The sequence below is a fragment of the Trinickia sp. genome (assembly GCF_051953405.1).
Classification (GTDB): domain Bacteria; phylum Pseudomonadota; class Gammaproteobacteria; order Burkholderiales; family Burkholderiaceae; genus Trinickia.
Genome location: NZ_JBQCIV010000006.1, coordinates 57,696 through 83,739, shown reverse-complemented (window position 1 = coordinate 83,739; position 26,044 = coordinate 57,696). Strand labels below are relative to the sequence as shown.

The 26,044-nt window shown below is 65.8% G+C and carries 8 protein-coding genes; 7 read left to right on the top strand and 1 reads right to left on the bottom strand.

Annotated elements, in window-relative coordinates:
• Window positions 1-63 precede the first annotated feature (63 nt).
• The 7 genes from ACTHN9_RS00780 (at window position 64) to ACTHN9_RS00750 (ending at window position 24,891) form a co-directional block, all read left to right on the top strand.
• Window positions 64-17,163: an amino acid adenylation domain-containing protein gene (locus tag ACTHN9_RS00780; protein WP_440534843.1), complete on the top strand. Its 17,100-nt coding sequence runs from the start codon at window positions 64-66 to the stop codon at window positions 17,161-17,163.
• Between the two features lie 37 nt (window positions 17,164-17,200).
• Entirely contained in the window at window positions 17,201-18,415 is a 1,215-nt protein-coding gene (locus ACTHN9_RS00775; protein ID WP_440534842.1) for a cupin-like domain-containing protein, read from the top strand.
• Complete coding sequence (locus ACTHN9_RS00770; RefSeq protein ID WP_440534841.1) at window positions 18,412-19,656, top strand: TCR/Tet family MFS transporter; 1,245 nt, start codon at window positions 18,412-18,414, stop codon at window positions 19,654-19,656. Before ACTHN9_RS00775 ends, ACTHN9_RS00770 begins: the two co-directional genes overlap by 4 nt.
• A 122-nt stretch (window positions 19,657-19,778) precedes the next feature.
• A complete protein-coding gene (locus tag ACTHN9_RS00765) occupies window positions 19,779-21,329 on the top strand; it encodes a sensor histidine kinase (RefSeq protein WP_440534840.1) in 1,551 nt (516 codons plus the stop codon).
• Window positions 21,311-22,684, top strand: a complete 1,374-nt coding sequence (locus tag ACTHN9_RS00760) for a sigma-54-dependent transcriptional regulator (RefSeq protein ID WP_440534839.1) — start codon at window positions 21,311-21,313, stop codon at window positions 22,682-22,684. The genes ACTHN9_RS00765 and ACTHN9_RS00760 overlap by 19 nt, the downstream gene beginning before the upstream one ends.
• Before the next feature lie 157 nt (window positions 22,685-22,841).
• Window positions 22,842-23,447 (top strand): hypothetical protein, encoded by a 606-nt coding sequence (locus tag ACTHN9_RS00755; RefSeq protein ID WP_440534838.1) that lies wholly within the window; start codon window positions 22,842-22,844, stop codon window positions 23,445-23,447.
• A gap of 118 nt (window positions 23,448-23,565) precedes the next feature.
• Complete coding sequence (locus tag ACTHN9_RS00750; protein WP_440534837.1) at window positions 23,566-24,891, top strand: MFS transporter; 1,326 nt, start codon at window positions 23,566-23,568, stop codon at window positions 24,889-24,891.
• Here the strand turns inward: ACTHN9_RS00750 and ACTHN9_RS00745 are convergent.
• Entirely contained in the window at window positions 24,850-26,043 is a 1,194-nt protein-coding gene (locus ACTHN9_RS00745; RefSeq protein ID WP_440534836.1) for an alpha-hydroxy-acid oxidizing protein, read from the bottom strand. The genes ACTHN9_RS00750 and ACTHN9_RS00745 overlap by 42 nt on opposite strands.
• Window position 26,044: the final 1 nt, after the last annotated feature.

The following is a 26,044-nucleotide window of genomic DNA, read 5'->3' as shown; positions in this document are numbered from 1 at the left end:
TGTCGACCGAGCAGCGCGTCGCGTCCGGTATCGCGCGAGCGCTCGCCTGCATGAGGAACACGCATGATCCGCAGCTCGTTGCTTTCGGAAGCTTTTCCGCTCACTACCGCCCAGCGCGAAATTTGGCTCGACCAACTCGTTCATGGCGATGCCCCTGTCTATAAAATCGGCGGCTATACCGAAATCGAAGGACCTGTCGACGCCGAACGGTTCGAGCAAGCGGTCAATCTCTTGATCGAACGGCACGATGCGCTGCGTATCGTGCTGCTGCCGTCCACCGACGACGATGGCTTCCCGCGGCAAGCGATCGCAAACGCGGTAAAAGTGGACGTGCCGCTGCGAGACTTCTCCGCTTGCGAAAACCCTCGGGCGCAGGCGTGCGCGTGGGCTGCACAGCAATTGCAGGCACCGTTTCCGTTGAACGGCGAGGCGCCGTTGTTCCGTTTCGAGCTGATGAAGCTGAGCGACGGCAACTACTTTTTTACCGTCAACTTTCATCATTTGATCGTAGACGGATGGGCGATCGGGGTGCTCGTCGATTCCTTGTGCCGTATTTATACGGCATTGAACGAGCAGGCGGCGCTTCCGCCGGCGGCGCCCTCGTACCGGGAATTCGTCGAACGCGACGGCACGTATCGCGCCTCGCCTCAATTCGAACGGCAGCGCACCTACTGGTTCGACAAGTACCGCTCGGTCCCCGATCCGTTGTTCGCGAGACACGACATCGGCCAGCCGGAGGGCGCCGCCTCGCCGAGCGGACACCATGCTGCCCAACTCCCGCGGGCGTTCTACGAGCGCATCGTCGCGTTCGCACGGGAGCGCGGCGCCACGGCGTTCCACGTCATCCTAGCCGCGCTGCAGCTCTACTACGCGCGGACGAAGCAACGCGATGAAATCGTGGTCGGCGTTCCGGTGTTGAACCGGCCGAATGCGCGTCTGAAGGACATGGCCGGTATGTGCGTGGGCGTGAGCGCGGTCCGCTTGCCGTTCGACGGCAGCCTGACGTTCGATGCGCTGCTGCAGTCGGTCGGGCGGGCGCTCAAGCAAGACTATCGATATCAGGGGTTCCCGCTGAGCGAACTCAATCGTGCCGTCGAGCTATGGAAATCGCAGCGCGCGCAAGTGTTCGACGTGTCCGTCTCGTACGAACGCGACGATTACGATTTGCGCTTCGGCGAGGGGCGGGCGCGCATGTACATGCTGTCGAACGGGCACGAGCAAATGCCGCTCATGCTGCATATCCGCGAGAATCCTCACGACGATTGTGCATGGATCCACTTCATGTACAACCTCGCCTGGCTCGACGCCGGCGAGATAGAGGCGACGGCCGAGCGCTTGCTCGGGTTGCTCGAACAGGGGCTGGCCGAACCGCTGCGACCGGTCGAACAATTTGCGCTGACGACACCGGCCGAGCGGCGCACGCTCGCGCAATGGAGCGAGGCGAAAGCGGCGTTCCCTGCGAACGAAACGCTTCACGCGCGCTTCGAGCGGATCGCTGCGCGCCAACCGGACGCGGTGGCGCTGACATTCGTCGGTCGTTCGCTGACTTACGCGGAGCTGAACGCGCGTGCCAACCGGCTAGCGCGGCATCTGGTGTCCCTCGGCGTAGGCGCCGACGATCGCGTGGCGATTTGCGCCGAGCGCGGCATCGAGACGATCGTCGGCTTGCTCGCGATTCTGAAGGCGGGGGCCGGCTATGTACCGCTCGATCCGGCCTATCCGCCCGAACGCCTTGCCTGGATGTTGGACGATTGCGCACCCGTTGCCGTGCTCGTCCAGGCCGCGACACGCGAGCCGGTATCGTCCGCCAACGTCAAGGTGCCGGTGCTCGATCTGGACGATGAACGGTATCGGTCGGGGCCGTCGGCGCTGGCCGGCAACCTCGATGCGGGGAACCACGGCGCCGATCGGCTCGCTTACGTCATCTACACGTCCGGTTCCACGGGGCAACCCAAAGGCGTGATGATCGAGCACCGGAACGTCGTGCGCTTGTTCGACGCGACGGGCGCTTGGTTCGGGTTCGGTGCCGACGACGTTTGGGCCTTGTTCCATTCGTTCGCCTTCGATTTTTCGGTCTGGGAGATATGGGGCGCGCTGCTGCAGGGCGGGCGATTGGTTATCGTCCCCTATCTGGTTAGCCGGTCTCCCGGCGAGTGTTATGCCCTGCTGTGCGAGGAGGGCGTCACGGTCCTCAATCAAACGCCCACCGCGTTCCGGCAACTGATCGCGGCGCAGGGCGAGAACGCGCGTCGCCATCGCTTGCGCACGGTCGTCTTCGGCGGCGAGGCGCTCGAAGTGTCGATGTTGACGCCGTGGTTCGAGCGGGACGTCAATGTCGATACGCAACTCGTCAATATGTACGGCATCACCGAGACGACCGTCCATGTGACGTACCGGCCGATCGGCCCGGAAGACGTCGACGGCGGCGAGCGGCCTGCCGCCAATTCGGTAGGTACGCCCATCCCGGACTTGCAGGTTCATGTGTTGGACGCGCAGATGCGGCCGGTCCCAATCGGGGTGGAGGGCGAGCTATACGTCGGAGGAGCCGGCGTCGCACGCGGCTATTTGAATCGTCCCGCGCTGACCGAGGCCAGATTCGTGCGTCATCCGTTCGATGCCGCTTCGAGCGCGCGGCTCTATCGCAGCGGCGATGTGGGGCGTTGGCTGGCCGACGGCAGCCTCGAATATCTGGGGCGGAACGACGATCAAGTCAAAGTACGCGGCTTTCGGATCGAACTGGGGGAGATCGAAGCAGCCTTGGCGCAGGCCGAGGGTGTGTCCGAGGCGATCGTGCTCGCGCGCGAAGACCGGGCGGGCGACAAGCGGCTCGTCGCCTATTACATCGGCTCGCATCGCGAGCCCGCGGCATTGCGTGAACACGCGCGATCCCGCATGCCCGATTACATGATCCCGAGCGCCTATGTGCACCTCGAGCGCTTTCCATTGACGCCAAACGGCAAACTGGATCGGCGAGCGTTGCCGGCGCCGTCGGACGACGAGCTTCGATCGAGCGGCTATGAAGCGCCGCAAGGCGAACGCGAGCAAGCCCTTGCTCGGATATGGGCCGACGTGCTGCGCGTGGAGCGCGTGGGCCGCCACGATCACTTCTTCGAGCTGGGCGGGCACTCGTTGCTGGCTGTCAGCCTGATCGAACGGATGCGACGGGAAGGGTTGCGCGCCGACATCCGCGTGCTGTTCGGCCAGCCGACGCTGGCGGCCCTCGCCGCGGCCGTCGGCACCGCCACGGCACCTGAGGCGGCCGATAGCCGCATTCCCGAGGGCTGCACGCGAATCACGGCGGAGATGCTGCCGCTCGCCGGGCTAGAGCAAGCCGCGATCGATCGGATCGCGGCGCGCGTGCCGGGCGGCAGCGCCAATATCCAAGACATCTATCCGCTCGCGCCGCTACAGCAAGGCATCCTGTATCACCATCTGACGGCCGCCGAAGGCGACCCGTACCTCATTCGCGTCGTGCTCGGTATCGATAGCCGGGCCCGATTGGACGCGTTGATCGCGGCGTTGCAGGAAGTCGTTGCGCGGCACGATGTCTTGCGCACCCTCTTCATTTGGGAAGGGCTCGACGAGCCGATGCAAGTCGTATTGCGGCATGCCAGCCTGCAAACCGAAGAGGTGATTCTCTCGGGCGATAGCGATAGCGATAGCGGGGGCGATGGCGAGAGCGCATCGGAGCAGTTGAAAGCGCGCTTCGATCCGCGGCGGGTGCGGTTCGATCTGGCCCGTGCGCCGTTGATGAAGATCGCCTATGCGCGCTCGCTGGATAGCGACACGTGGTATGCCGTCTTGCTGTTTCACCATTTGATCGACGATGCCACGTCGCTGCGGTTGTTGCGTCGAGAAGTGGCGCGCATCATGCGCGGCGACGGCCACGCGTTGCCTCCACAGCTTGCGTATCGTCGCTATGTGGAACAGACGCGCGCTCGCGCCGACGAGACATTTCATGCTGCGTTCTTCCGCGAGATGTTGGCGGATGTGACGGAACCTACGCTGCCGTTCGGTATCGCCGACGTGCGCGGCGACGGTCATGGCGTGCGCGAGGCGACACGCATCCTGCCGCCGGCCTCGACCGCACGCGTGCGCCGTCATGCAAAGGCGCTGGGCGTGAGCGTCGCCAGTCTCCATCACCTGGCCTGGGCACGCGTGGTGGGGGCGCTGTCGGGCCGCGACGACGTCGTCTTCGGCACCGTGCTGATGGGGCGTTTGCTCTCGGGCGGCGACGTCGAACGTGCGATGGGCATGTTCATCAATACCTTGCCGGTTCGGATCGACGTTGGATCATTGCCGGTGCGCGACGCCGTGAGGGCTGTGCATGCGCGCTTGAGTGCGCTGCTGTCGCACGAGCAGGCGACGCTCGCGCTTGCACAGCGATGCAGCGGGGTGCAGGCTCCGCTCCCGCTGTTCGGTGCGTTGCTCAACTTTCGGCACGGCGATGCCGATTCCGGCACGGACGCGTCCGGATCGCCGCTCGATTGGGAAGGCATCGATATCCTCGATTTCGTCGAGCGCACGAATTACCCGCTCGTCATGTCCGTCGACGATCGGGGCGACGCGTTCTCATTGACGGCACAGGCGGCTGAAGGGATCGACGCTGCGCGCGTGTGCGGCTATCTTCTACAAACGCTCGATGGGCTGTGCGATGCGCTCGAATCGGCACCGGGCTCGGCCACGCACGCGTTGCCGGTGCTGCCGGCCGAAGAACGCGAACGGTTGCTCGATGCGTTCAATGCGACTGCCATGCCGTATCCGCAAGGGGAGACGGTGCATGGGCTGATCGAATGCCAGGCGCGGCGTACGCCCGATGCGATCGCGATCCGCTACGAAGCCCAAAGCTACACGTATCGAATGCTCGATGAACGCGCCAACGCGCTGGCTCATCGTCTGGCCGAATGTGGCGTGACGGCCGGCGCGCGCGTGGCGATCTGCGTCGAGCGAAGCCCCGAGATGGTCGTCGGGCTGTTGGCGATTCTGAAGGCCGGGGGCGCTTATATACCCTTGGACCCGGCTTATCCGCAAGAGCGGCTGTCCTACATGCTCGATGACAGCCAGCCCGCGGTCTTGTTGATCCAGCCGCAGACCGCGAACGTGTTCGCGGATGCCGCCGTGCCGACGCTCGATATTAGCGGCTTCGGCGAGCGCGGGTTTCCGATCTCGGCTGCGATGGCGGTGCCGCCGATCGTGCCGGGCCTAGGCGCCCACGATCTCGCGTACATCATTTATACGTCGGGATCGACGGGCCGTCCCAAGGGGGTGATGAACGAACATCATGCTGTCGTCAACCGGCTGCGATGGATGAAGGACGCGCTCGACGTTCGCGCTGACGACGTGGTTTTGCAGAAAACGCCGTTCAGCTTCGACGTCTCGGTCTGGGAGTTCTTTCTGCCGCTGCTAGCCGGCGCGCAATTGGTCCTAGCCCGCCCTCAGGGGCACAAGGATCCTATCTATCTATGCGAGGCGATCGAACGCGAGCGCGTCACGATCGCGCACTTCGTGCCGTCGATGCTGCAAGCGTTCCTGGAGAGCGCGCGGGCCGCGCGATGCACGAGCCTGTCTCATGTCGTGTGCAGCGGGGAAGCGCTGCCGGGGCATCTGCTGCGGCGTTGTCACGAGGTCTTGCCTGCCGGCACGGTTCATAACCTTTATGGCCCAACCGAAGCGGCCGTGGACGTCACGGCGTGGACGGCCGCAGGCGCAGGCGCAGGCGAACGATCGAGCTTCGCCGAGCATCCGCCTATCGGCCGGCCGATCAGCAATACGAGGATCTATCTGCTCGATGCGCACGGTCATCCGGTGCCGGAGGGTATCGCGGGCGAAATTCACATCGGCGGTGCGCAGGTCGCGCGCGGGTATTGGAATCGGCCCGAGTTGACGGCGGAAAAATTCGTCGACGATCCCTTTGCAACCATGCCGGGTGCCCGTATGTATCGCACCGGCGACCTGGGCCGATGGCTGCCCGACGGCCATATCGCGTACGTCGGCCGCAACGACGACCAAGTCAAGATTCGGGGTTTTCGAATCGAACTGGGCGAGATTCAAGCGCGACTGTCGGAGGTCGCGGGCGTCGATGGGGCCGTCGTCGTGGCGCGCGAGGAGGCGGGTGGCGACAAGCGGCTCGTGGCCTATGTGACCGGCACGGCGACGGACACGGACACGCTACGCGCATCGCTCGCCGAGCGCCTGCCCGACTACATGGTGCCGTCGGCCTACGTGCGGCTCGACGCGTTCCCATTGACGCCGAACGGCAAGCTCGACCGCGCGGCACTGCCGGCGCCCGAGCGCGCCGCCTACGGGCACGTGCGCTACGAAGCGCCGCGCGAAGGCCGCGAGCAGACCTTGGCGTCGATCTGGGCGTCATTGCTGAAGGTGGATCGGATCGGCCGGCACGACAACTTTTTCGAACTCGGCGGCCATTCGCTGCTGTTGATCGCGCTGATCGAGCGGATGCGGCGGGTGGGCCTGCATGCGCAAATCCGGCTGCTCTTTTCGGCGCCGACGCTCGCCGAACTGGCCGAGCATGTCACCACGGCCAGCCCGGAACCGGCGATCCCGCCGAATCTCGTTCCGGCGGGTGCGCAGCGCATTACGCCCGCCATGCTTACGCTCGTCGATCTTTCGCAGGCGGCGATCGATTCGATCGTGGCCCAGGTGCCCGGCGGCGCGTCGAACGTTCAAGACATCTATCCGCTTGCCCCGCTTCAGGAGGGGATCCTCTACCATCATTTATCGACAACGAAAGGCGATCCCTACCTGAGCCAAGGGACGTTCTGCTTCGAGCGCCGCGCACTGCTCGACGATTTCGTCGCGGCGCTCGAACGTGTCATCGCGCGGCACGACGTGTTGCGAACCGGCTTCGTCTGGGAAGGGCTCGAGGCGCCGGTGCAAGTGGTGTGGCGGCATGCGCCGCTCGAGGTGCACTCGCTCGCGCTCGCACCGGCCGACGGCGATGTCGTCGCCGCGCTGCGGTCGCACTTCGATACCCGCCATACGCGAATCGATGTCAGGCGTCCCGCGCTGCTGCGCGTGGCTTTCGCCTATGAAAAAACTCGCCGGCGATGGGTGGCGCTTTTGATGTTCCACCACCTCGTGCTCGACCACGCGGCGCTCGCGGTGGTGCAAGAGGAACTGCAGGCCCTGCTGGCCGATCCGGCTGCGCAACTGCCGCACCCCATGCCTTACCGGAACTACGTGGCTCAAGCGAAGCTCGGAATCGGCGCAGCCGAGCATGAGGCTTTTTTCCGGCACATGCTGGGCGACGTGGACGAGCCGACGCTACCGTACGGCCGGGCCGAAGTGCTGGGCGATGGCGGCGCCGTCGTGGAACATCGGCTGGCCGTGCCGTCGGCGCTGGCGGAACGGATACGCGCTCAAGCGCGCGCGCTCGATGCCAGCGCGGCCAGCCTGATTCATGCGGCCTGGGGGCGCGTGCTGTCGGTGCTCGGCGGCCCCACGGATACCGTCGTGTTCGGGACCGTGCTGTTCGGCCGCTTTCAAAACCGCAGCGATACCGCGCGGGCGGTCGGCTTGTTCATCAATACATTGCCGTTGCGCGTCGATGTCGGCGCGTCCGACGTGCGCGCAGCGGTCAAGTCGACGGCGAGCCGGCTCGCCTCGATGCTCGAGCACGAACATGCTTCGCTCGCGCTCGCGCAGCGGTGTAGCGGCGTGCCCGCATCGTCGCCGCTCTTCGGCGCCTTGCTGAACTATCGCCATAGCCAAACGCCGACGCCGGCCGATGCGAAGCCATCCGAGCGGCGCGGGATCGAGATGATCGATGCGCACGAACGGACCAACTACCCGCTCGTGTTGTCGGTGGACGATTGGGGCGACGGATTGTCGATGACGGTACAGGCCGTCGACGGCATCGATGCCGCGCGCGTGTCCGGCTATATGGCGCAAGCCCTTGCGAGCCTGTGCGACGCACTCGAGCATGCGCCGCCAACCCCGATGCACGCGTTGGCGATTTTGCCCGAGCACGAGCGGCACGCGCTGCTGGGCGGCTTCAACGCAACGGCGACGCGCTATCCGCAGGACGGCACCGTGCGTGCGCTGTTCGAACGCGCGGCCTGCCGGACACCGGACGCCGTGGCGCTGCGCTACGAGAATCGGGCGTACCGCTATCGCGAGTTGGACGCTGGCGCGAACCGTCTCGCACAACGCCTGATCGCGCAGGGCGTGACGCGAGACGCGCGCGTCGCGATCTGCGTCGAACGCAGTCCGGAAATGATCGTTGCGCTGCTGGCGGTCATCAAGGCTGGCGGCGCCTATGTTCCCATGGATCCGAGCTATCCCGCTGCACGGCTGCGCTACATGCTGGACGATAGCGGTCCCGTGGCCCTGCTCGTTCATGCCCGCACGGCAGATCGCTTCGATGCCGTGTGCGTGCCCACGATCGATATCGACAACGTCCTGGGTAGGGAGGAGGCGACGCTTTTGGCTTCCGTGCCTTCCGCGCCCTCTGTGTCGATCGATCTGCCCGAACCGGCGGCTTGCGACTTGGTCTACGTGATCTATACGTCGGGCTCTACGGGACAGCCGAAAGGCGTGATGGTCGAGCATCGCCATTTGCTGAATCTGGTGCAATGGCACATCGCCGAGTTTTCCCTGCAACCGGGGGATTGCACCACGGCCATGGCCGGCGTGGGCTTCGATGCGGCCGCATGGGAGATTTGGCCGACGCTATGCAGCGGAGCCACCTTGCTCCTACCGCCCGCGGCGACGGCCGGCGATCCGGAAAAACTCCTCGATTGGTGGCGTGAGCAGCCGGTCGACGTCAGCTTCCTCGTCACCCCGCTCGCCGAACTCGCGTATGCCACCGGGCGCGGCAATCCCGGCGTTCGAACGGTCCTGGTGGGCGGGGAACGGTTGAAGCGCCCGCTCGATGGGCTCGCGCGAGGGCAGGTGGTCGTCAACAACTACGGCCCGACCGAGGCGACCGTCGTCGCCACCTCCGGCGCCGTGTGCTTCGACGATGCCGTCGTCGGGATTGGCCGTCCGATCGCCAACACGTTCGTCTATATCCTCGATGCCCGAGGCGAGCCGACGCCGATCGGGATTGCAGGCGAAATCCATATCGGCGGCGGACAGGTGGCGCGCGGCTACCTGAATCGCCCCGAACTGACCGAGGAAAAGTTTGTCGCCGACCCCTTCGGGTCCGCGCCAGCGGCCAGGATGTACCGAACTGGCGATCTGGGCCGATGGTTGCCCGATGGCACGATCGAATATCTGGGGCGTAACGACGATCAAGTCAAAATCCGCGGCTTCCGCGTCGAACTGGGCGAGATCGAAGCCGTATTGAGCGCGGTGGAGGGCGTGGGCGAAGTGGCCGTCATCGTGCGTGAGGATCTGCCCGGCGAGCTGCGCATCGTGGCGTATTACACGGGCGGGGGCGGGATCGAACGCGAACCGGCCATGCGCGATGTCGCGCTGCGCGATCTGCCTCGCCATATGGTGCCCAACGCGTTCGTCGCGATCCCCGCGTTGCCGCTGACGGCCAACGGCAAACTCGACCGCAAGGCGCTGCCCGCGCCGGGCGCGAGCGAGGCCGCCATGCAAAACTTCGCGCCGCCCGTCACCGAGGTGGAGCAGACGCTAGCGCGTGTGTGGGCGGCGATGCTCGGCGTCGAGCGAGTCGGCCGGTACGACAACTTTTTCGAACTGGGCGGGCATTCGCTGCTCGCGGTTTCCCTGATCGAACGGTTGCGGCAGGCGGGTTTGAACACCGAGGTCAGTGCACTGTTCGCCGCACCCACGCTCCGTGCGCTGGCCGAAGATATCGAGTCCGCATGCGGCGGCCGCGGTGCCCGAGACGCCGCCATACCGCCGAATCTGATCCCGGACGCCGCCGAACATATTGCTCCGGAGATGCTGACGCTCGTGACGCTGGCGGAGCGAGAGATCGAGTCCATCGTCGCTAGCGTGCCGGGTGGGGCGCAGAACGTTCAGGACATCTACCCGCTGCTGCCATTGCAAGAGGGCGTGCTCTATCACCATCTGAGTGCCGAACGCGGCGACGCCTATTTGCTGCAAGCGCGTTTCGCGTGCGACGACCTCGCCGCGCTCGAACGCTTCATCGCTGCATTGCAAGCGACGATCGATCGCCACGACGTGTTGCGGACGTCCATTGCCTGGGAGGGCTTGCGCGAACCGGTACAGGTGGTCCATCGCCGTGCGGCGCTGCCCGTGCACGAGGTGTCGCTCGACGCGGGCGACGGCGACATTCATGCCCAACTCGCGCAACGAGTCGATCCGCGACACTACCGGTTGGACCTGCGTCTAGCGCCCGCGATGGCGCTGCATGTCGCGTGCGATCCGGCGTCGGGGCGGTGGCTCGGCGTGCTGCTGTTCCATCACATCGTGCTCGATCATACGGGCATCGAAATCCTGTTGACCGAGGTTCGCGCTCAGTTGCTCGGTGATGCGGGCAGCTTGCCCCCGCCGTCGCCGCTGCGCGAGTATGTCGCGCGCGCACGCCTTGACGCCGACGAGCGCGACGACGAAGCGTTCTTCAAGCAAATGCTTGCCGATGTCGACGAACCGACCTTGCCGTACGGTCTCGTCGATGTCGGCAACGACGATGGGTCCGTCCGCGAGGCGCGACGTCGCTTGGATGCCGATCTATCGAGCCGGCTGCGCCGGTTGGCGCGTGCCCTTGGCGTCACGGTGGCCAGTGTGTTCCATCTGGCTTGGGCACAAGTACTGGGGCGCTTGTCGGGGCGGGAAGACGTCGTGTTCGGTACCGTGCTGCTCGGGCGATGGCAAGCGCGCGCCGACGTGGAGCGAGCGCTCGGTTTATTCATCAACACGCTGCCGATCCGGATCGAACTAGGGGACACGGCGGTACGCGATGCCATCCGACAGACGCATCGTCGATTGTCCGACTTGTTGGGCCACGAGCACGCATCGCTCGCGCTCGCGCAGCGGTGCGGCGCCATCGCTCCGCCGATGCCGCTATTCAGCGCGCTGCTCAATTTCCGTCATAGCGCGCCGCGCGGTTCCTCGACGCAGACGGAGCAGGGCGCCTGGCAAGGCATCCATATTTTCGACGGGGAGGAACGGACCAACTACCCCTGCGCGCTGAGCGTCGACGACCTGCGCGATGCATTCGAACTGACGGCGCAGCTCGCGCCGGGCCAGGATCCGGCGCGCCTGTGCGGCTATGTCGAACACGCGCTGCACGCGCTTGCGGACGCATTGGAAGGCCAACGCCAATATCGTCCCGATACGCCGATGCGGGAACTACCGATCCTCTCGGAGAAGGCGTGCGCGCAACTGCTGACGGATTGGAACGCGACCGAACGTGCTTTCCCGCGCGACGAGGCCGTGCACATCCTGTTCGAACGGATGGCCTTGCACTCGCCCGAGGCGCCGGCCGTTATCGACACTGGCGCCACACTGACCTACGCGCAACTGAACCGATGCGCCGACCGGCTCGCCCGCACCCTGATCGATTCGGGCATTCGACCGGGCGATCGCTTGGCGCTGCTGCTCGATCGATCGGCGGCGCTGATCGTCGCGCAGCTCGCCGCACTCAAATGCGGGGCGACTTATGTGCCGCTGGATCGCAACGCGCCTGCGCAGCGTCAGTGCTACATGCTGAGCGATTGCGGTGCGACGTGTGTGCTGACAAGGGAAGGGGCTGAACTGCCCGCGCAAGCCCGTGCGGCGCGAATCGACATCGACGTCGGCGCGCTACTGAAGGCAAGCGGCGACACCACGCTGGCACTCGATGCGGGTTCCGTATCCGAACGAATGCCGGCACCGGCGTACATCATGTACACGTCGGGGTCGACGGGCGAGCCGAAAGGCGTCGTCATTGCGCACCGCGGCATCAATCGGCTGGTCTTGAACAACGGCTACGCGTCGTTCGGCCCGAACGACAAGATCGCCTTCACCTCGAACCCGGCGTTCGATGCCAGCACGATGGAAGTATGGGGCGCGCTGCTCAACGGTGCGTGCCTCGTGGTCGTACCGCACGACGTGCTGCTGTCGCCTCCCGATCTGGCGGCATTGCTGCGCGCCGAGGGCGTCACCGTGCTCCATCTCGTTGCCGGCCTGCTGAGCGCGCACGTGGAGGCACTGGCCGACGTGTTCCCGACGTTGCGCTATCTGCTGACGGGCGGGGATGCGGCCGACGTCCGTTCGATTCGACGGATCTTGCACGATAGCCCGCCGCAACACTTTATCCATTGCTACGGCCCGACCGAATCGACGACGTTTTCGACGACGTACGAACTGAACGCGCGGCATGCCGACGACCGGATCGTGCCCATCGGCCGCCCGATCGCGAACACGCGCGTCTATCTGCTCGACGCCTCGCGCCGGCCGGTGCCCGTGGGCGTCGCCGGAGAGATCTACGTGGGCGGCGATGGCCTCGCACTCGGCTATTTGAATCGAGACGAATTGACAGCCGAGCGCTTCGTGCCCGATCCATTCTCGCCGGTGCCTAACGCCCGCATGTATCGGACAGGCGACCTGGGACGATATCGCGCGGACGGCAATATCGAATACCTGGGACGTAACGACGCTCAAGTGAAAATCCGCGGCTTCCGGGTCGAGCCCGGCGAGGTGCAAGCCAAGTTGACGGCCCACGGCTTGCGCGAAGCGATCGTGCTCGCGCACAGGGATGCGGCCGGCGACAATCGCCTCGTGGCGTACTACGTCGGCACCCCGTGCGATGTCGGCACGCTGCAAACCGAACTGCGGGCGAGCCTGCCCGATTACATGGTGCCGTCCGCGTTCGTCGCGCTGGAGCGGATACCGGTGACGCTCAACGGCAAGGTCGATCGCCGCGCGCTGCCGGTCCCAGGTTTCGAGGCGGACGCAGCCGCGTCCTACGAGGCACCTGTCGGCGAACTCGAGCGTGCGCTCGCACAAGTGTGGGCCGACTTGCTCGACGTGCCTCGCGTGGGCCGGCACGACAATTTCTTTGCGCTCGGCGGTCATTCGCTGCTTGCGGTGCGGGCGATCGGCAGACTGCGTGCCGTGTTCGGCGCGGCCGCCACCTTGCGGGCGTTGTTCGAGGCGAAGGATCTCGCGGCGTTTGCTGCCCACCTCGGCGCGCATGGGATACCGGGCGAAAGCGACGCGCCCGCGGACGCCGCCGACGAATCTGGACAGACCGGCGTGCCGACGATAGAAGGTCGTACCGGACCGTTACCGCTTTCCTACGTGCAAGAACGGTTGTGGCTCATTCAGCAACGCGACGGCGGAAGCGCCTACAACATGCATGGGGCACTCGCGTTCGACGGACCGCTCTCGCTGGACGCGCTACGCGCCGCCGTCGATGCGCTCGTCGCGCGGCACGAACCGCTGCGCACGCGCTTCGATTTCGATGCCGACACCGATAGTCCGGTGCAGATCGTCGATCCCCCTCGGCCCCTACCCATCGCGTTCGACGAGGCTAGCGAAGCCCAACTGCCCGCCGCGCTCGCCCAGCACGCAGGCAAGCCGTTCGATCTGAAGCAAGGGCCGGTGTTCACCGTCCGCGTATGGCGTGTGACGCCGATCCGTCATGTCGTGTCGCTGTCGATGCATCACATCGTGTCCGACGGGTGGTCGCTAAGCGTGCTGATCCGCGATCTGCGTGCGCTATATGCCGCGCATACGGACCAGACCGTAGCGGCCACGTCGCAGGTGCTGCCGCCGCTGCCGATTCAATATGCCGATTACGCTCGGCAGCAACGGCTGCGTGACATGGCGCGCGAGCGTCGCTACTGGACCGACGTGCTGCGCGGCTACGATAGGCCGATCGATCTCGGCACGGACGATTCGGCGCCGAGTGCCAAGCCGGGTGCGCTCGGACAGATACATCGCCGGGTTCCCCACGCGTTGGCCAGTTCGATCGCTCATTTGAGCGCCGCGCACCGCACCAGCGTATTCACACTGTTCCTCGTGACGTTCGCGATCGCCTGCAAGCGCCGCACGGGACGCGACGATCTATGCATCGGCACGACGACGGCCGGGCGCGACGCACCGGAACTCGAAGCGCTCGTCGGCTTCTTCGTCAACATCTTGCCATTGCGGTTGGATTTGTCGGGCGACCCGACCGGTCGAGCGTTGATCGAACAGGGCCGCGACGTCGTGCTCGGCGCCTTGGAACACCAGGCGCTGCCGTTCGAACGCATGCTCGCGCTCGTCCCCGAAATGCGGCAGACGGACGGACGCTCGCCGGTGCCGATCATGCTGCGCCATCAGAGCGTGCCTGCGGTCGATTTGCGCGACTGGAGCAACGGGCTCAGCGTCGAGAGTCTGCCGCAGACGGTCGATCGACCGGCGCAATCCGCGCTCGATATCGAACTCTTTGGTCAACACGCCGATTTGACCATCGTCGCGAATTTCGACCGAGCACGATTCCGTGCCGAAGACGTCGAACTCCTGCTCGGGGTATGGCTGGATCTTCTCGAACGACTGGTGGGCTCGCCCGATGCACGACTCTCGACACTGAGCCGATCGACGCCGGCCGAGGTCCGGTTCCTCGCGTGCGCGAGCGGACCGAGCAGCAAATTCGAAGCAGCCGGGATCGTCGATCTATTCGCAAGGCAGGTTGCCGCACGGCCGCATGCAACAGCATGCCTCTTCGAGGGGGAGCGTTCGACGTACGTGCAGCTCGATCGCCGCGCCGACGCGATCGCTCATGCGCTGCAGGCCAAGGGGGTCGGGCCGGGTGAACGGATCGTGCTCCATCATCCGCGCTCCCCCGATTTTCTGGCGGCGGTGTTGGCATGCTTCAAATTGAACTGCGCCTACGTGCCGATCGATCCGTCGTATCCGCCGGCGTATGTCGCGCGGACGTTGCTCGACGCACAGCCCGCTATCGTGTTGACGACACCTGCGCTGGCCGCCGCGCACGCACAGGCGGCAGCCCAGCTGCTGGTGCTCGAGCCGCAAGCATCGGTGGGCGAGACGGCAACGTTCGAAGCGCGGCCCGCGCGGCTGAGCGATATCGCCTATATCGCCTACACATCGGGTTCGACCGGCGAGCCGAAAGGCGTGGTGGTCGAGCATCGTCAGGTGCTGAACTGCTTGCAGGCGCTATGGACGCGAACCCCCTTCGCGCCGGACGAGATCGTCGGACAGAAGACGTCGATGTCGTTTGTGCCGTCGATCAAGGAAATGCTCTCGGGGCTACTCGTCGGCATCCCGCAGGCGATCTTGCCCGACATCGTCGTCAAGGATGCCCCGGCCTTTGCTCAGGCCGTTCACGACTATCGCATCACGCGCTTGAACCTCGTGCCGTCGCATCTCGCCGTGCTGCTCGACTATGCGGATCGGCTGAAAAGCGTACGTCACGTGACCACGGCCGGAGAGCCGTTGAACCGGCGCGTGTACGAGCGCTTCGCTCAATGCATGCCATGGGCGCAACTGCACAACAACTACGGCTGTAGCGAGCTGAACGATATCAGCTACGCATCGGGCTCGGCGCTCGCCGGCACGACCGCCACGGTAGTGTCCGGTCGCCCGATCGCGAATACCCGCGTGCACGTGCTCGACGATGCCTTGATGCCCGTCGCGGTCGGCGCCGTCGGCAAGCTGTATGTGGAAGGCGCGAGCGTCGGTCCGGGGTACTGGCGACGGCCGGATCTGACGGCCGAGCGCTACGTCGAGCACCCGAACGGCACTCGGATGATGCGGACGGGCGACATTGGACGCTGGCTGCCCGACGGGCAATTGCTGCATCTCGGCAGGGAAGACTTCCAGATCAAAGTGCGCGGGCAGCGCGTCGAATTGCCCGCAGTCGAACACGCCTTAGCCGCGCATCCGGCCATCACGGCCGCCGCGGCGACGGGCCGCGAGGTGGACGGCGCGATCCGGCTCGTCGCATTTTGTGCGATTCGGCCGGGCATGCCGTTCGACGCCAACGCGTTGCATGCTTGGCTGCTCGATCGCGTTCCCGCCCATATGGTGCCGAGCCGCTTCGTGCGAATCGAATCGATGCCGAAGCTGCCGAACGGCAAGCTCGACCGGCTCGCTTTGGCAGCGATCGATATCGGTGCCGCAGCGGCGCAGACCGACGCGGCCGCCGAGGAGCCGCAAGGGCCGATCGAAACGACGATCGCAACACACTGGTGCGAGGCTTTGGGTATCGAACGGATCGGGCGGCGCGAGAATTTCTTCGCGCTCGGCGGCGATTCGTTGATGGCCGCGCAGGTCATGGCGCGCCTCGGGAAAACGCTGCACGTGCGGCTCACCGTACGCAGCCTATTCGACACGCGTACCGTGCAAGCGCTGGCGCGTCTCGTCCAAGCGGAGCGGGCCAGAGCGCAAGGGGGCGCCCCGAGCGGCAACGAAGGAACCGGACCCGAGGCCGATTTCGTTGCATTCAACACGGCGGGCACGCGCCGTCCGCTGTTCTTGATGCATACGCTACAGGGCTATTCGTGGTACTTCGGCCATTTGGCCGAGCACATCGATCCCGACATTCCCGTGTATGGCTTGCCGCCGACGCGTCTTGGTGTCGAACCGCCGCGAACGATGGAGGCGATCTCCGCACGCGCGATCGGCATCATGAAGCGCATTCAACCCATCGGCCCGTATCGTCTCGCGGGATGGTCCTTCGGCGGGCTGATCGCCTACGAAATCGCGACGCAGCTGACGGCACAGGGCGACGAGATCGAATTTCTCGGGCTCTTCGATACGACCTTGCCGGCGCATTCGACGCGCGGCGATGCCGATCGGGCCGCCGTGCTGGCGTTGTATTCATTCGCGGTGAATAACTTCACCGACTTCGATCCGGCGACGATCGCGTTCGAAGGCGTCTCAAGTGCCGCGGAACTGATCGAGCTGATCGTGCAGGCCATCGAGCAGCGCAGGCAGAGCAGTCGGCCGCTGTGGCACCTGTCTTACGAGTCGGCCGACGAAAACCGCCAATTTCTCGAACGATTGGTGGCGCATGGGCTGGCGATGAACCGCTGGAAGCCGAAGCCGATCGACGCACGCGCATGTGTCTTCGCCGCTCAAGACACCTCGATCACGCCGCTGGAAGGGCACCCGACGCTGCCCGCACGGTTGGGTTGGGATGCCGTCCTGGACTCCGCGCGTATCGACGTCGTGACGATCCCGGGCGATCACGAGACGATCGTCAAGTTCCACGCCGACGTACTCGGACGGGCAATTTGCGAGCAGTTGGCGATGGGCAGCATTGTCGAATAACGAAACCGAAACGCCATCATGAGCGAGGAGAAGCAAGATGATCGCAAGAGTGAGCAGCAGGGAATTTTCGAGCGATTTTTTCGAGCAAGGTAGGCCCGCGATCGTCACCGACGCATTGACGGGCTGGCAAGTGGGGACGCGCTGGACGCCGGAGGCGCTGGCGCGTGTCGCGACGAATCGACGAATCGTATCTAGCCGCGCACAAGACGGACGCTATCGGTTCGCTCCATCCGACGACGGGGCGCGCTCGAACGTGTTCGACAACCGTGAAATGGAATTCGGCGAAGCCGCGCGGCGGCTCCTGGACCCCGATGACGGCGACCCGCTTTACGTGATGCAGCAATCGATCCCGGACAAGCTGCCCGAACTGCTCGACGATGTCGTCATTCCGTCGTGGATCGCCCAAGAACGCCCGGCGATCAACCTATGGTTCGGCCGCCGCACGGCCACGCAGCTTCACTTCGACAATTCGAACAACTTTTTCGCGCAGCTGTACGGCACCAAGGAATTCACGCTGTTCGCGCCGAGCGATAGCGAGCATCTTTATCCCTATCACCATGACTCGGCCACCTCGCATTTGTCGAACGTGGACCTCGACAATCCCGCACTGGATCGTCATCCGCATTTCGCGCGGGCACAGGCCGATCGCTTTGCGATGCAGCCCGGCGAGCTACTGTTTTTGCCGGCGTTTTGGTGGCATCACGTGCGATCGCCTGGCGTGGCGGTCTCGGTCAATTTCTGGTGGGCGCCGCGATGGAGGCAGATTGTCGCCGCGCACAATGCCATGCGCGCGTTGCCGAACTTGTATGCCGTCGATCGGCTGAAGACATTCGAGCGGATGGTCTTGACGCCCGAGCGGCTGGACTTGGTCGCCGGCGCCGAACGCTTTCTCGCGAATGGCCGGACGTGGGGCGCATGCGTACTGACATTGGCCGCACTCGACGAATGGATCGGTCGCCAGCCGGCGTTGAGCGCGATAGCGCGGCCGGCAGGATGCCGTTTGAGCGCGCTTGCCGAGGAGCTACGGCCGATCGCCGAACATGCTGCTGCGTGCGAAGACGGCGCAGCGGGGCTTCGATCCGTGCTGCGGGACGGCACGCGGCTAGCCGAGGCGGTGGCGCGGCAATATGGCGACGAGACGGTGGATGCCTTAGCGGTCGCCGCATTCTTGCAAGCCGTCGAATCGTTGCGCGATTCGTCTCGTGGCGGCGTATCTTCGGCGCTACCGAGCGCGGAACGCATACCTTCATGAACGCATCGGCACCGGTTTCCACGCCCGTCCCGGCGCGAGCCGCGTTCGCCTTCATCTTCGCCACCGCGCTGCTCAATGCGGTTTCGTTCGGGATCGTCCTGCCGGTATTACCGAACTTGATCAAGGCATTCACGCAGGGCGACACTTCGCGCGCCGCGCAGTGGTGCACGTTGTTCAGCGTGGCGTGGGGCGCCATGCAGTTTGTCTGCGGGCCCGCGCTGGGCGCGCTGTCCGATCGCATCGGGCGCCGGCCCGTGTTGTTGATTTCGTTGTGCGGACTGGCATCGGACTTCTTCATCATGGCGCTCGCGCCGAGCCTCGTTTGGCTGCTGGTCGGGCGGATCGTCAACGGGATGACGTCCGCCAGTTTTGCGACGGCCAACGCGTATATCGCCGATGTCACCGCGCCGGAGGACCGGGCGAGCGCGTTCGGGCGCATCGGGGCGGCGTTGAGCCTGGGCTTTCTGGCCGGCCCGGCAGTGGGGGGATTGCTGGCGAGTATCGATCTGCGCGTCCCGTTCTACGTGGCCGGCGTGGTGACGGCGCTCAATGCGTTATACGGTGCGTTCGTCTTGCCCGAATCGCTGCAGCCGGCGCATCGGGCCGCACGGCTCGATCCGCGCAAGCTGAACCCTTTCGGCGCCTTTCGGCTGTTGCGCGAGCACGGCGATTTGCGCGTGCTGTTCGTGCTCTGCGCACTGTTCACGTTGGCCTGGATGGTCGGGCCGTCGATTTTCGTGCTTTACGGCGGCTACCGCTATGGCTGGAGCGCGGCCGCGGTCGGCTGCGTGATGATGTTGAGCGGGGGCATCGGGGCCATCGTGCAGACCGGGGTCGTCGGTCCGGTTGTCGCGCGCGTGGGCGAACGCCGCGCGGCCGCGATCGGCGCGGCGGCTGCAATGCTCGGTTATGCAGGCTTCGGTTGCGCCGCGGCCGGGTGGCAATATCTGCTTGCCGTTCCCTTCTTCGCGCTGCACAACGTATTCATGCCTGCGGTACAGGGCTTGCTCACGCGTCGTGTCGGCGAAAGCGAACAAGCGCGGTTGCAAGGGCTCGTTCAGGCGGTGCAGGGCGCCGCGTCCGTCATCGGGCCGTTGGCGTTCGGCCTCGTGTTCGCATGGTCGACGCGTTCGGGCGCCGCGCCGGGGCTCTCGGGATGTCCTTTTTGGGCCGCTTCGGCGATGATGGCGCTCGTGTTGCTTGGATTGCTTGGATTGCGCCTGGTGCCCAGGGGTGGCTAACGGCATGCCACACGATGGTACGTCACGTTGGATAACGATAGGTCATCTAGGCGCTCGAGGGGATCGAGGGCCGCGCCGAACTTTGTCGTATGCTTGCACCTGTCCCCACGGCTCTTGTCCCGATGAAGCGACCTTCATTCACGACACAGCTCGTCGCGCTATGGGCACTGGTGGCCGCGCTGTGCGCCATGCTCGTCGCCACCGTTTGGTTCATGGCCATGTCGGCCGAGAGCCAGCAGATCGCCGGCGCGCGGCAGCAAGCCGCGGCCGCCTGTGAAGCGGCGGCTTCGCGCTACGCTCTCTCGCTCTCCTTGTCGGGGCCGCCCGGCAATACGGACGTCATGCGCGCCGCGCTGGATACCGTGCTCGCGCAAGCGAAGGGCGTCGAGGGCGGGTTTTGGACCGCCGCCCCAAGCCGCGCCGCGTCGGATCAAGGGGCCCCGCCGGCGGGGAGCGGCCCAACGTCTAACGGATTCCTCGCCTACGCCTTTCCAACGTACGAAGGCAGCGGCATCAAACGCGACGTTCCGCAAGCCGAAACGCCGCTGATTGTGCGGACCGTGCAGGTGGCCGCGGCCAGGGGCACCGCGGTGACCGACGTCATCCGCAACGGACCCGAGGCGGTCGTCGCTGCAGCCTGTCCGGTCCATGTCGAACCGGGCGTATTGGCATGGATGCTGACGCGCGCGCGTCCCCCGCTCGGGCCGCACGGCCAACTGCTCGCCGCGGGATTGGCCGTCGTGCTCGCCGTCATTCTTGTGGTCGCCATCGTCATTGCGCTCGCGTTGCGTCGCTGGCGCCGCGATCTTGCGCGACTCGAAGCGGCGCTGTCGTCGGAACACGCTAGCGGGCACAACGTCCGCCTACCTCGCGTCGGCGAGCCCGAACTGGACGGGATCGTCGATGCATTGAACCGCTATGCCGCGCGTGCCGATTTACTGCGGCAACAAGCCGGCGATCTCCGAGACAAACTTGCCGGCGCCGAGCGATTCAGCGCGTTGGGCAAGCTGGCTGCGCAAGTCGCTCACGAGATACGCAATCCGGCGGGCGCGATGCGGCTCAAAGCGGAAAACGCATTGGCGGGCGATAGCGAGCGGCGCGAGAGCGCGCTTCGCTTCATTCTCGATCAGATCGGACGGATCGAAACGCAGATCGCCAGTCTTCTCGCGCTGACGCAGCCCATTACCATCCGGCCGCAAGCCGTGAATTTGGCGCAATGGCTGGCGGACGCGATCGATTCGCACGATGAGTTGGCGCGTCGGCGCGGTGTGCGGCTGGCGCTCGTCGCGAAGCTCGATGAGCCGGCCGGCTCCCCGCCGCCGTTGCCGGCATTCGATGCCGATCAGCTCCGGCGTGCGCTCGACAACTTGCTGGTCAATGCGCTGCGCCACGCGAGCGAAGGGGGCAACGTCACCGTAACCGTGCGGCGCGACGATACGGCGGAGCCATTCGCTTTACGCATCGAAGTATTCGACGACGGGCCTGGCGTACCGGCGGATCAGCGCGATCGTATATTCGAGCCGTTCGTCACGGGCCGCCCCGACGGATCCGGTCTCGGGCTTGCCGTCGTTCGCGAGGTGGCGGTGGCACACGGCGGCCGTGCCTATCTTGACGATCCGCCCAACGGCGGCGCATGTTTCGTGATCGAGGTCCCATGGCAACCCTGTTCGTAGTGGACGACGACGACGCCTTCCGCGAGGGGCTGGCGGAAACGCTGTCCGATCTCGGGCATCGCGTCGTACAAGCCGTATCGGGCGAAGCGGCCCTGGACGCGCTGCGTAGCGGGCAGCAAGCCGATTGCATCTTTCTCGACTTCCGGCTGCCGGGGCTCGACGGTCTCGGCGTGCTTGACGAGTTGCGCGGGGACGCTGCATTGCAGGCGATACCGGTCGTCATGCTGACGGCCCATGCCACCAGCGACAACACGATCGGCGCCATGCGGCTCGGCGCGTTCGAGCATCTGACAAAACCCGTTGGGCGCGCCGATATTGCCGCGTTGCTGGAGCGCGTGTTCTGCGCCAGCCAACCGCTTGCGGCTCGCTCCGATCAAGCGTCGTTCGCGGAAGCGTCCGGCTCGGACCGACCTAGGCTGCTCGGCGTGAGCGAAGCTGCGCGGGCGGTCCAAAAGCGCCTGGGCCGCGCGGCCGCAACCGATGCGACGGTGCTTGTCACGGGCGAGACGGGAACCGGCAAGGAGGTTGCCGCGCGGGTGCTGCATGAGGCGTCCCGGCGCCGCGACGGTCCGTTCGTCGCCGTGAACTGCGCGGCGATTCCGCACGAGCTGCTCGAGAGCGAACTGTTCGGCCATGGCAAGGGCGCGTTCACCGGCGCCGTGGCCGAGCGATCGGGCCGTATCGTCGAAGCGAACGGCGGCACCCTGTTTCTCGACGAAATCGGGGACATGCCGCCCGCGATGCAGGCCAAGCTCCTGCGCGTGCTGCAAGACCGGCAGGTCACCCCGCTCGGAACGACGCGAACGGTGGCGGTGGATGTGCGCGTGGTGGCCGCGACGCATCGCGATCTGAATGCGATGGTCGGGGCAGGCGAATTCCGCCAGGACTTGCTCTACCGCCTGAACGTCATTCCTTTGCAATTGCCCCCGCTGCGCGAACGCATCGCCGATATTCTGCCGCTGGCCGAGCACTTCCTGACGGCTGCGACAAAGGGCACGCATCGCCCGATGCATCTTTCCGCCGAGGCGCAACGGCGCCTGATCGGCCATCCATGGCCGGGCAACGTGCGAGAACTGAAGAACGCCATCGATCGCGTCTGTTCGCTTGCACCGGGGCCGACGATTACGGGCGACGACTTCGCCTTCCTCGAAGGGCCTTCGCCGGCTGACGCGCAATCGGCGCTGCCGGCCGACTTTGCCGATCTTTCGCTGCCCGAGGCGATCGAGCGCATCGAACGCGCGATGATCGTTCGTGCGCTGGCGCTGGCCAACGGTAATCGCGCCGATGCCGCTCGCCGGCTCGGCATCAGCCGGCAGTCGCTCTACACGAAGCTGGCGAGCCTCGGGCTCGCGTAGCGCGCGCCGTCAACGAACGCGACACCGCGTGTCAAGCAACCGGACGCTTGCGGCGCCGGGCCCCTCGCGCATTCCTTGTGCCGTCGTGCCGTGGCAGATGGCATAACCATTGCAATGATTGCAGCGCAGCCTCTTTCCCAACCTTAGGAGAACGAACATGCACTGGATCGATCCCGCATGCCTGCCCGAAACGAAGGGCAGGGTCACGCAGTTTCTGCTCAACCCGCACGGCGAGCCCGACGGATGCATTTTGGACGGCGGCAGGCAAGTCCACTTCCCGCCGCACCTCGGCGCGCGGATTGTGGCGCGCGTGGCACCCGGCGACATCGTGACCGTTCGAGGTGTCAAGCCGCGCGCGGCGGACATGATCGCGGCCGTATCGATCGGCGTGGCCGGCGGCGAAACGATGGTCGACGAAGGCCCCGATCACGAATCCGAAAAGCGGCACGAGAAGCGGCACGAAAAGCGGCACGAGAAAGCGGCAGGGGAGCCGGCACCGATGGATATTGTCGGGACGGTCGCGATGTCGCTGCATGGTCCCAAGGGCGAGCTACGCGGCGCGCTGCTCGAGGACGGGACCTCGCTTCGCATGCCGCCGCACGCGGCCGCCGAACTTGCGGAGTATCTGACGCAGGGCGCTTCGGTCCACGCTTGGGGGCACGGCGTGAAGAACGCGGATGGCTGCACCGTGGAGGTCGATGAAATCGCGTACGCGGCAGATCTCGAGGCGCAGCGGGAGACGCAACCCGCACCGCAGGCCTAATTCGGCGGTCCATCGAGAAACGACTGCGCGGACCGATGCAAGGCGGGGGGGCGCCGATGCCACCCCCCCGCGCGTCGCTCGACATGCCGCTCGAGCCCAACGAAAACGGGAGAAAGCGATGAACGCCGGGGCGCACGATGCCATGCCCGCCGAGGTGCGCCGCGCGCCTTCGGCTACCAGCCTGCGAGCGCTCGATGCGCTGAATTTCCTCATGGCCGATGTGCGCGACGGCATTGGGCCGTTTCTCGCCGTTTTCTTGAAAGGCACTCGGCATTGGTCGTCGAGCGATATCGGACTGGCGATGGGGGCGAGCGGCTTGGCTGCCGCGCTAAGCCAGCTTCCCGCGGGAATGCTGGTAGATGCCACGCGCGCCAAGCGTGCCGTCATTGCGGTGTCGGCAGCCTTCATTGCGGCCGGTTGCCTCGTGATTGCGCACGGCCAGACGCTGCTCCCTGTCCTGTTGACGCAGACGGCGCTGGCGCTGATCTCGGCCGTCGTCGGGCCGTGCCTGGCCGCATTGAGCCTCGGTGTGGTGGGACACCGCATGCTGGCTGCGCGCGTGAGCCGCAACGAGGGCTTCAACCATGGCGGCAACTTGGTCGCCGCCTTGCTGGCCGGCACGTTCGGACAATACGCGGGGGCCGAGTGGATGTTCTACCTCGTTTGCCTATTCGCCGCGGCAAGTGCACTGGCCGTCATGATGATCCGGCCGAGCGACATCGACCATGAGTTGGCGCGCGGCGGCGAATCGTTGCGCGCGGCGGACGGTACAGGCCGGCCGATACCGCTCGGCGAAGTGCTTCGACAGCGGGATCTCAAGATCTTCCTTGCTACCGTCGTGCTCTTTCATTTCGGCAACGCCGCCATGCTGCCGCTCGCGGGGCAGATGATCGCGAAGGCGGCGCCCGGCCGCGATGTCGTCGCGCTCGGCGCGTGCGTGATCGCCGCCCAGCTTGTCATGATGGCGGTGGCCGCGGCGGTGGGCCGTGCCCTTCGCGCGGGCGTGGGCCGCCGGAAGATCTTTCTCGTGGCGCTGGCCGTGCTCCCCATCCGCGGCGTGTTATTCGCGCTCACGGCGAACCCCTACGCCGTCGTCGCCATTCAGCTATTGGACGGCGTCTCCGCCGGCATATTCGGGGTGATCGCCACGGTCATCGCATCGGACCTCATGCGAGGTACCGGCCGCTTCAGCTTTGCGCAGGGCGCGACCTCGCTTGCGGTCGGCACAGGGGCCGGGCTGAGCAATCTGACCAGCGGTTTCATTGTGGACCGGTTCGGCTTTGCAGCCGGGTTTCTCTCGCTCGCGGCGGTGGCTGCCATCGCATTCATCGGCTTCGCGCTCTTGATGCCGGAGACGGGCAGACACGAGGAATCGGCCACCGTGCCGCCGGGGCAACGCGGCTCACGCGCTCGGGGCCGCGGCGTTCGACGCTCGTTGTCCTGACCCACGTAGGGGTATCGGCTCGATAGGGTAAAGGTGTCGCGCATCGACATTGGCCAGGCTTGCACACCCGAGCAAGGCAAGCGTACGGTCGATTTCGTCTTTGACGATTTCGATGACGCGCGATGCACCGGCTTCGCCCGCCACCGCCAACCCATATAGTGTGGCTCGCCCGAGCAATACCGCATCGGCGCCCAGCGCGATGGCCTTGACCACATCCGAGCCACGGCGAATTCCGCTGTCGAGCAGTAGCGCGCCTCCGGCGGCGCAGGCCGCCTTGACCGCCGGCAGGACGTCGAGCGTAGCTGCCGCGTCGTCGAGTTGGCGCGCGCCATGATTGGAAACGATCACGCCATCGGCGCCCAACTCGAGACAACGCAATGCATCGTCCGCACGCAAGATTCCTTTGACGAGAAGCCGGTGCGGCCATCGATCTCGCAGGCGGATCAGGTCGTCCCACGCGAAACTGGCGTCCATCTGCCGGCGCAGCAGGGCCGCGCGCGCTTCGATGCTGGCGCTGCTGCTCGATTCGATGTTGGCGAGCGTGGGCACGCCGCCGTTGCGCAGCAGTGCATACGTCCATCGCGGGTGAGCGAGGGCATCGAGACAGGCGTCCGGGGTGAAGCGCAGCGGCAGCCCAAAACCGTTGCGCAGATCGCGTTCGCGCTTGCCGTTCAAGGTGACGTCCACCGTGGCGACAAGCGTGCGATAGCCGGCTCGCGCCGCTCGATCCACGAGGCTATCCGCCAAATCGCGGTGCAGGACGTAAAGCTGATACCAGAGTTCGCCGCCTGCTTCGCCGGCTAGCCGCTCGAGCGAAATGTTGGCCGCCGTCGACATGACGAACGGAATACCCGCGCGCCGGGCGGCACGCGCGAGTGCGATGTCGCCGTTTGGCCAGACCAGCGAGTTCATTCCGGTTGGCGCGATGAGCAGCGGAGCGGCGATCGTTTGCCCGAGCAGGTGGGTCGACATGTCGCGCTTGCTGACATCGACGAGCCGCTGCGGCAGGAAGGCCACGCGCTCGAACGCTGCACGATTGCGGCGCAAACCGCGCTCGTCCTCGGCGCCGCCGTCGACGTAATCGAAAATCCGGCGCGGCAGCCGGCGGCGGGCGAGGGTGCGGAACTCATCGACGTTGATCGGGGATCGCATG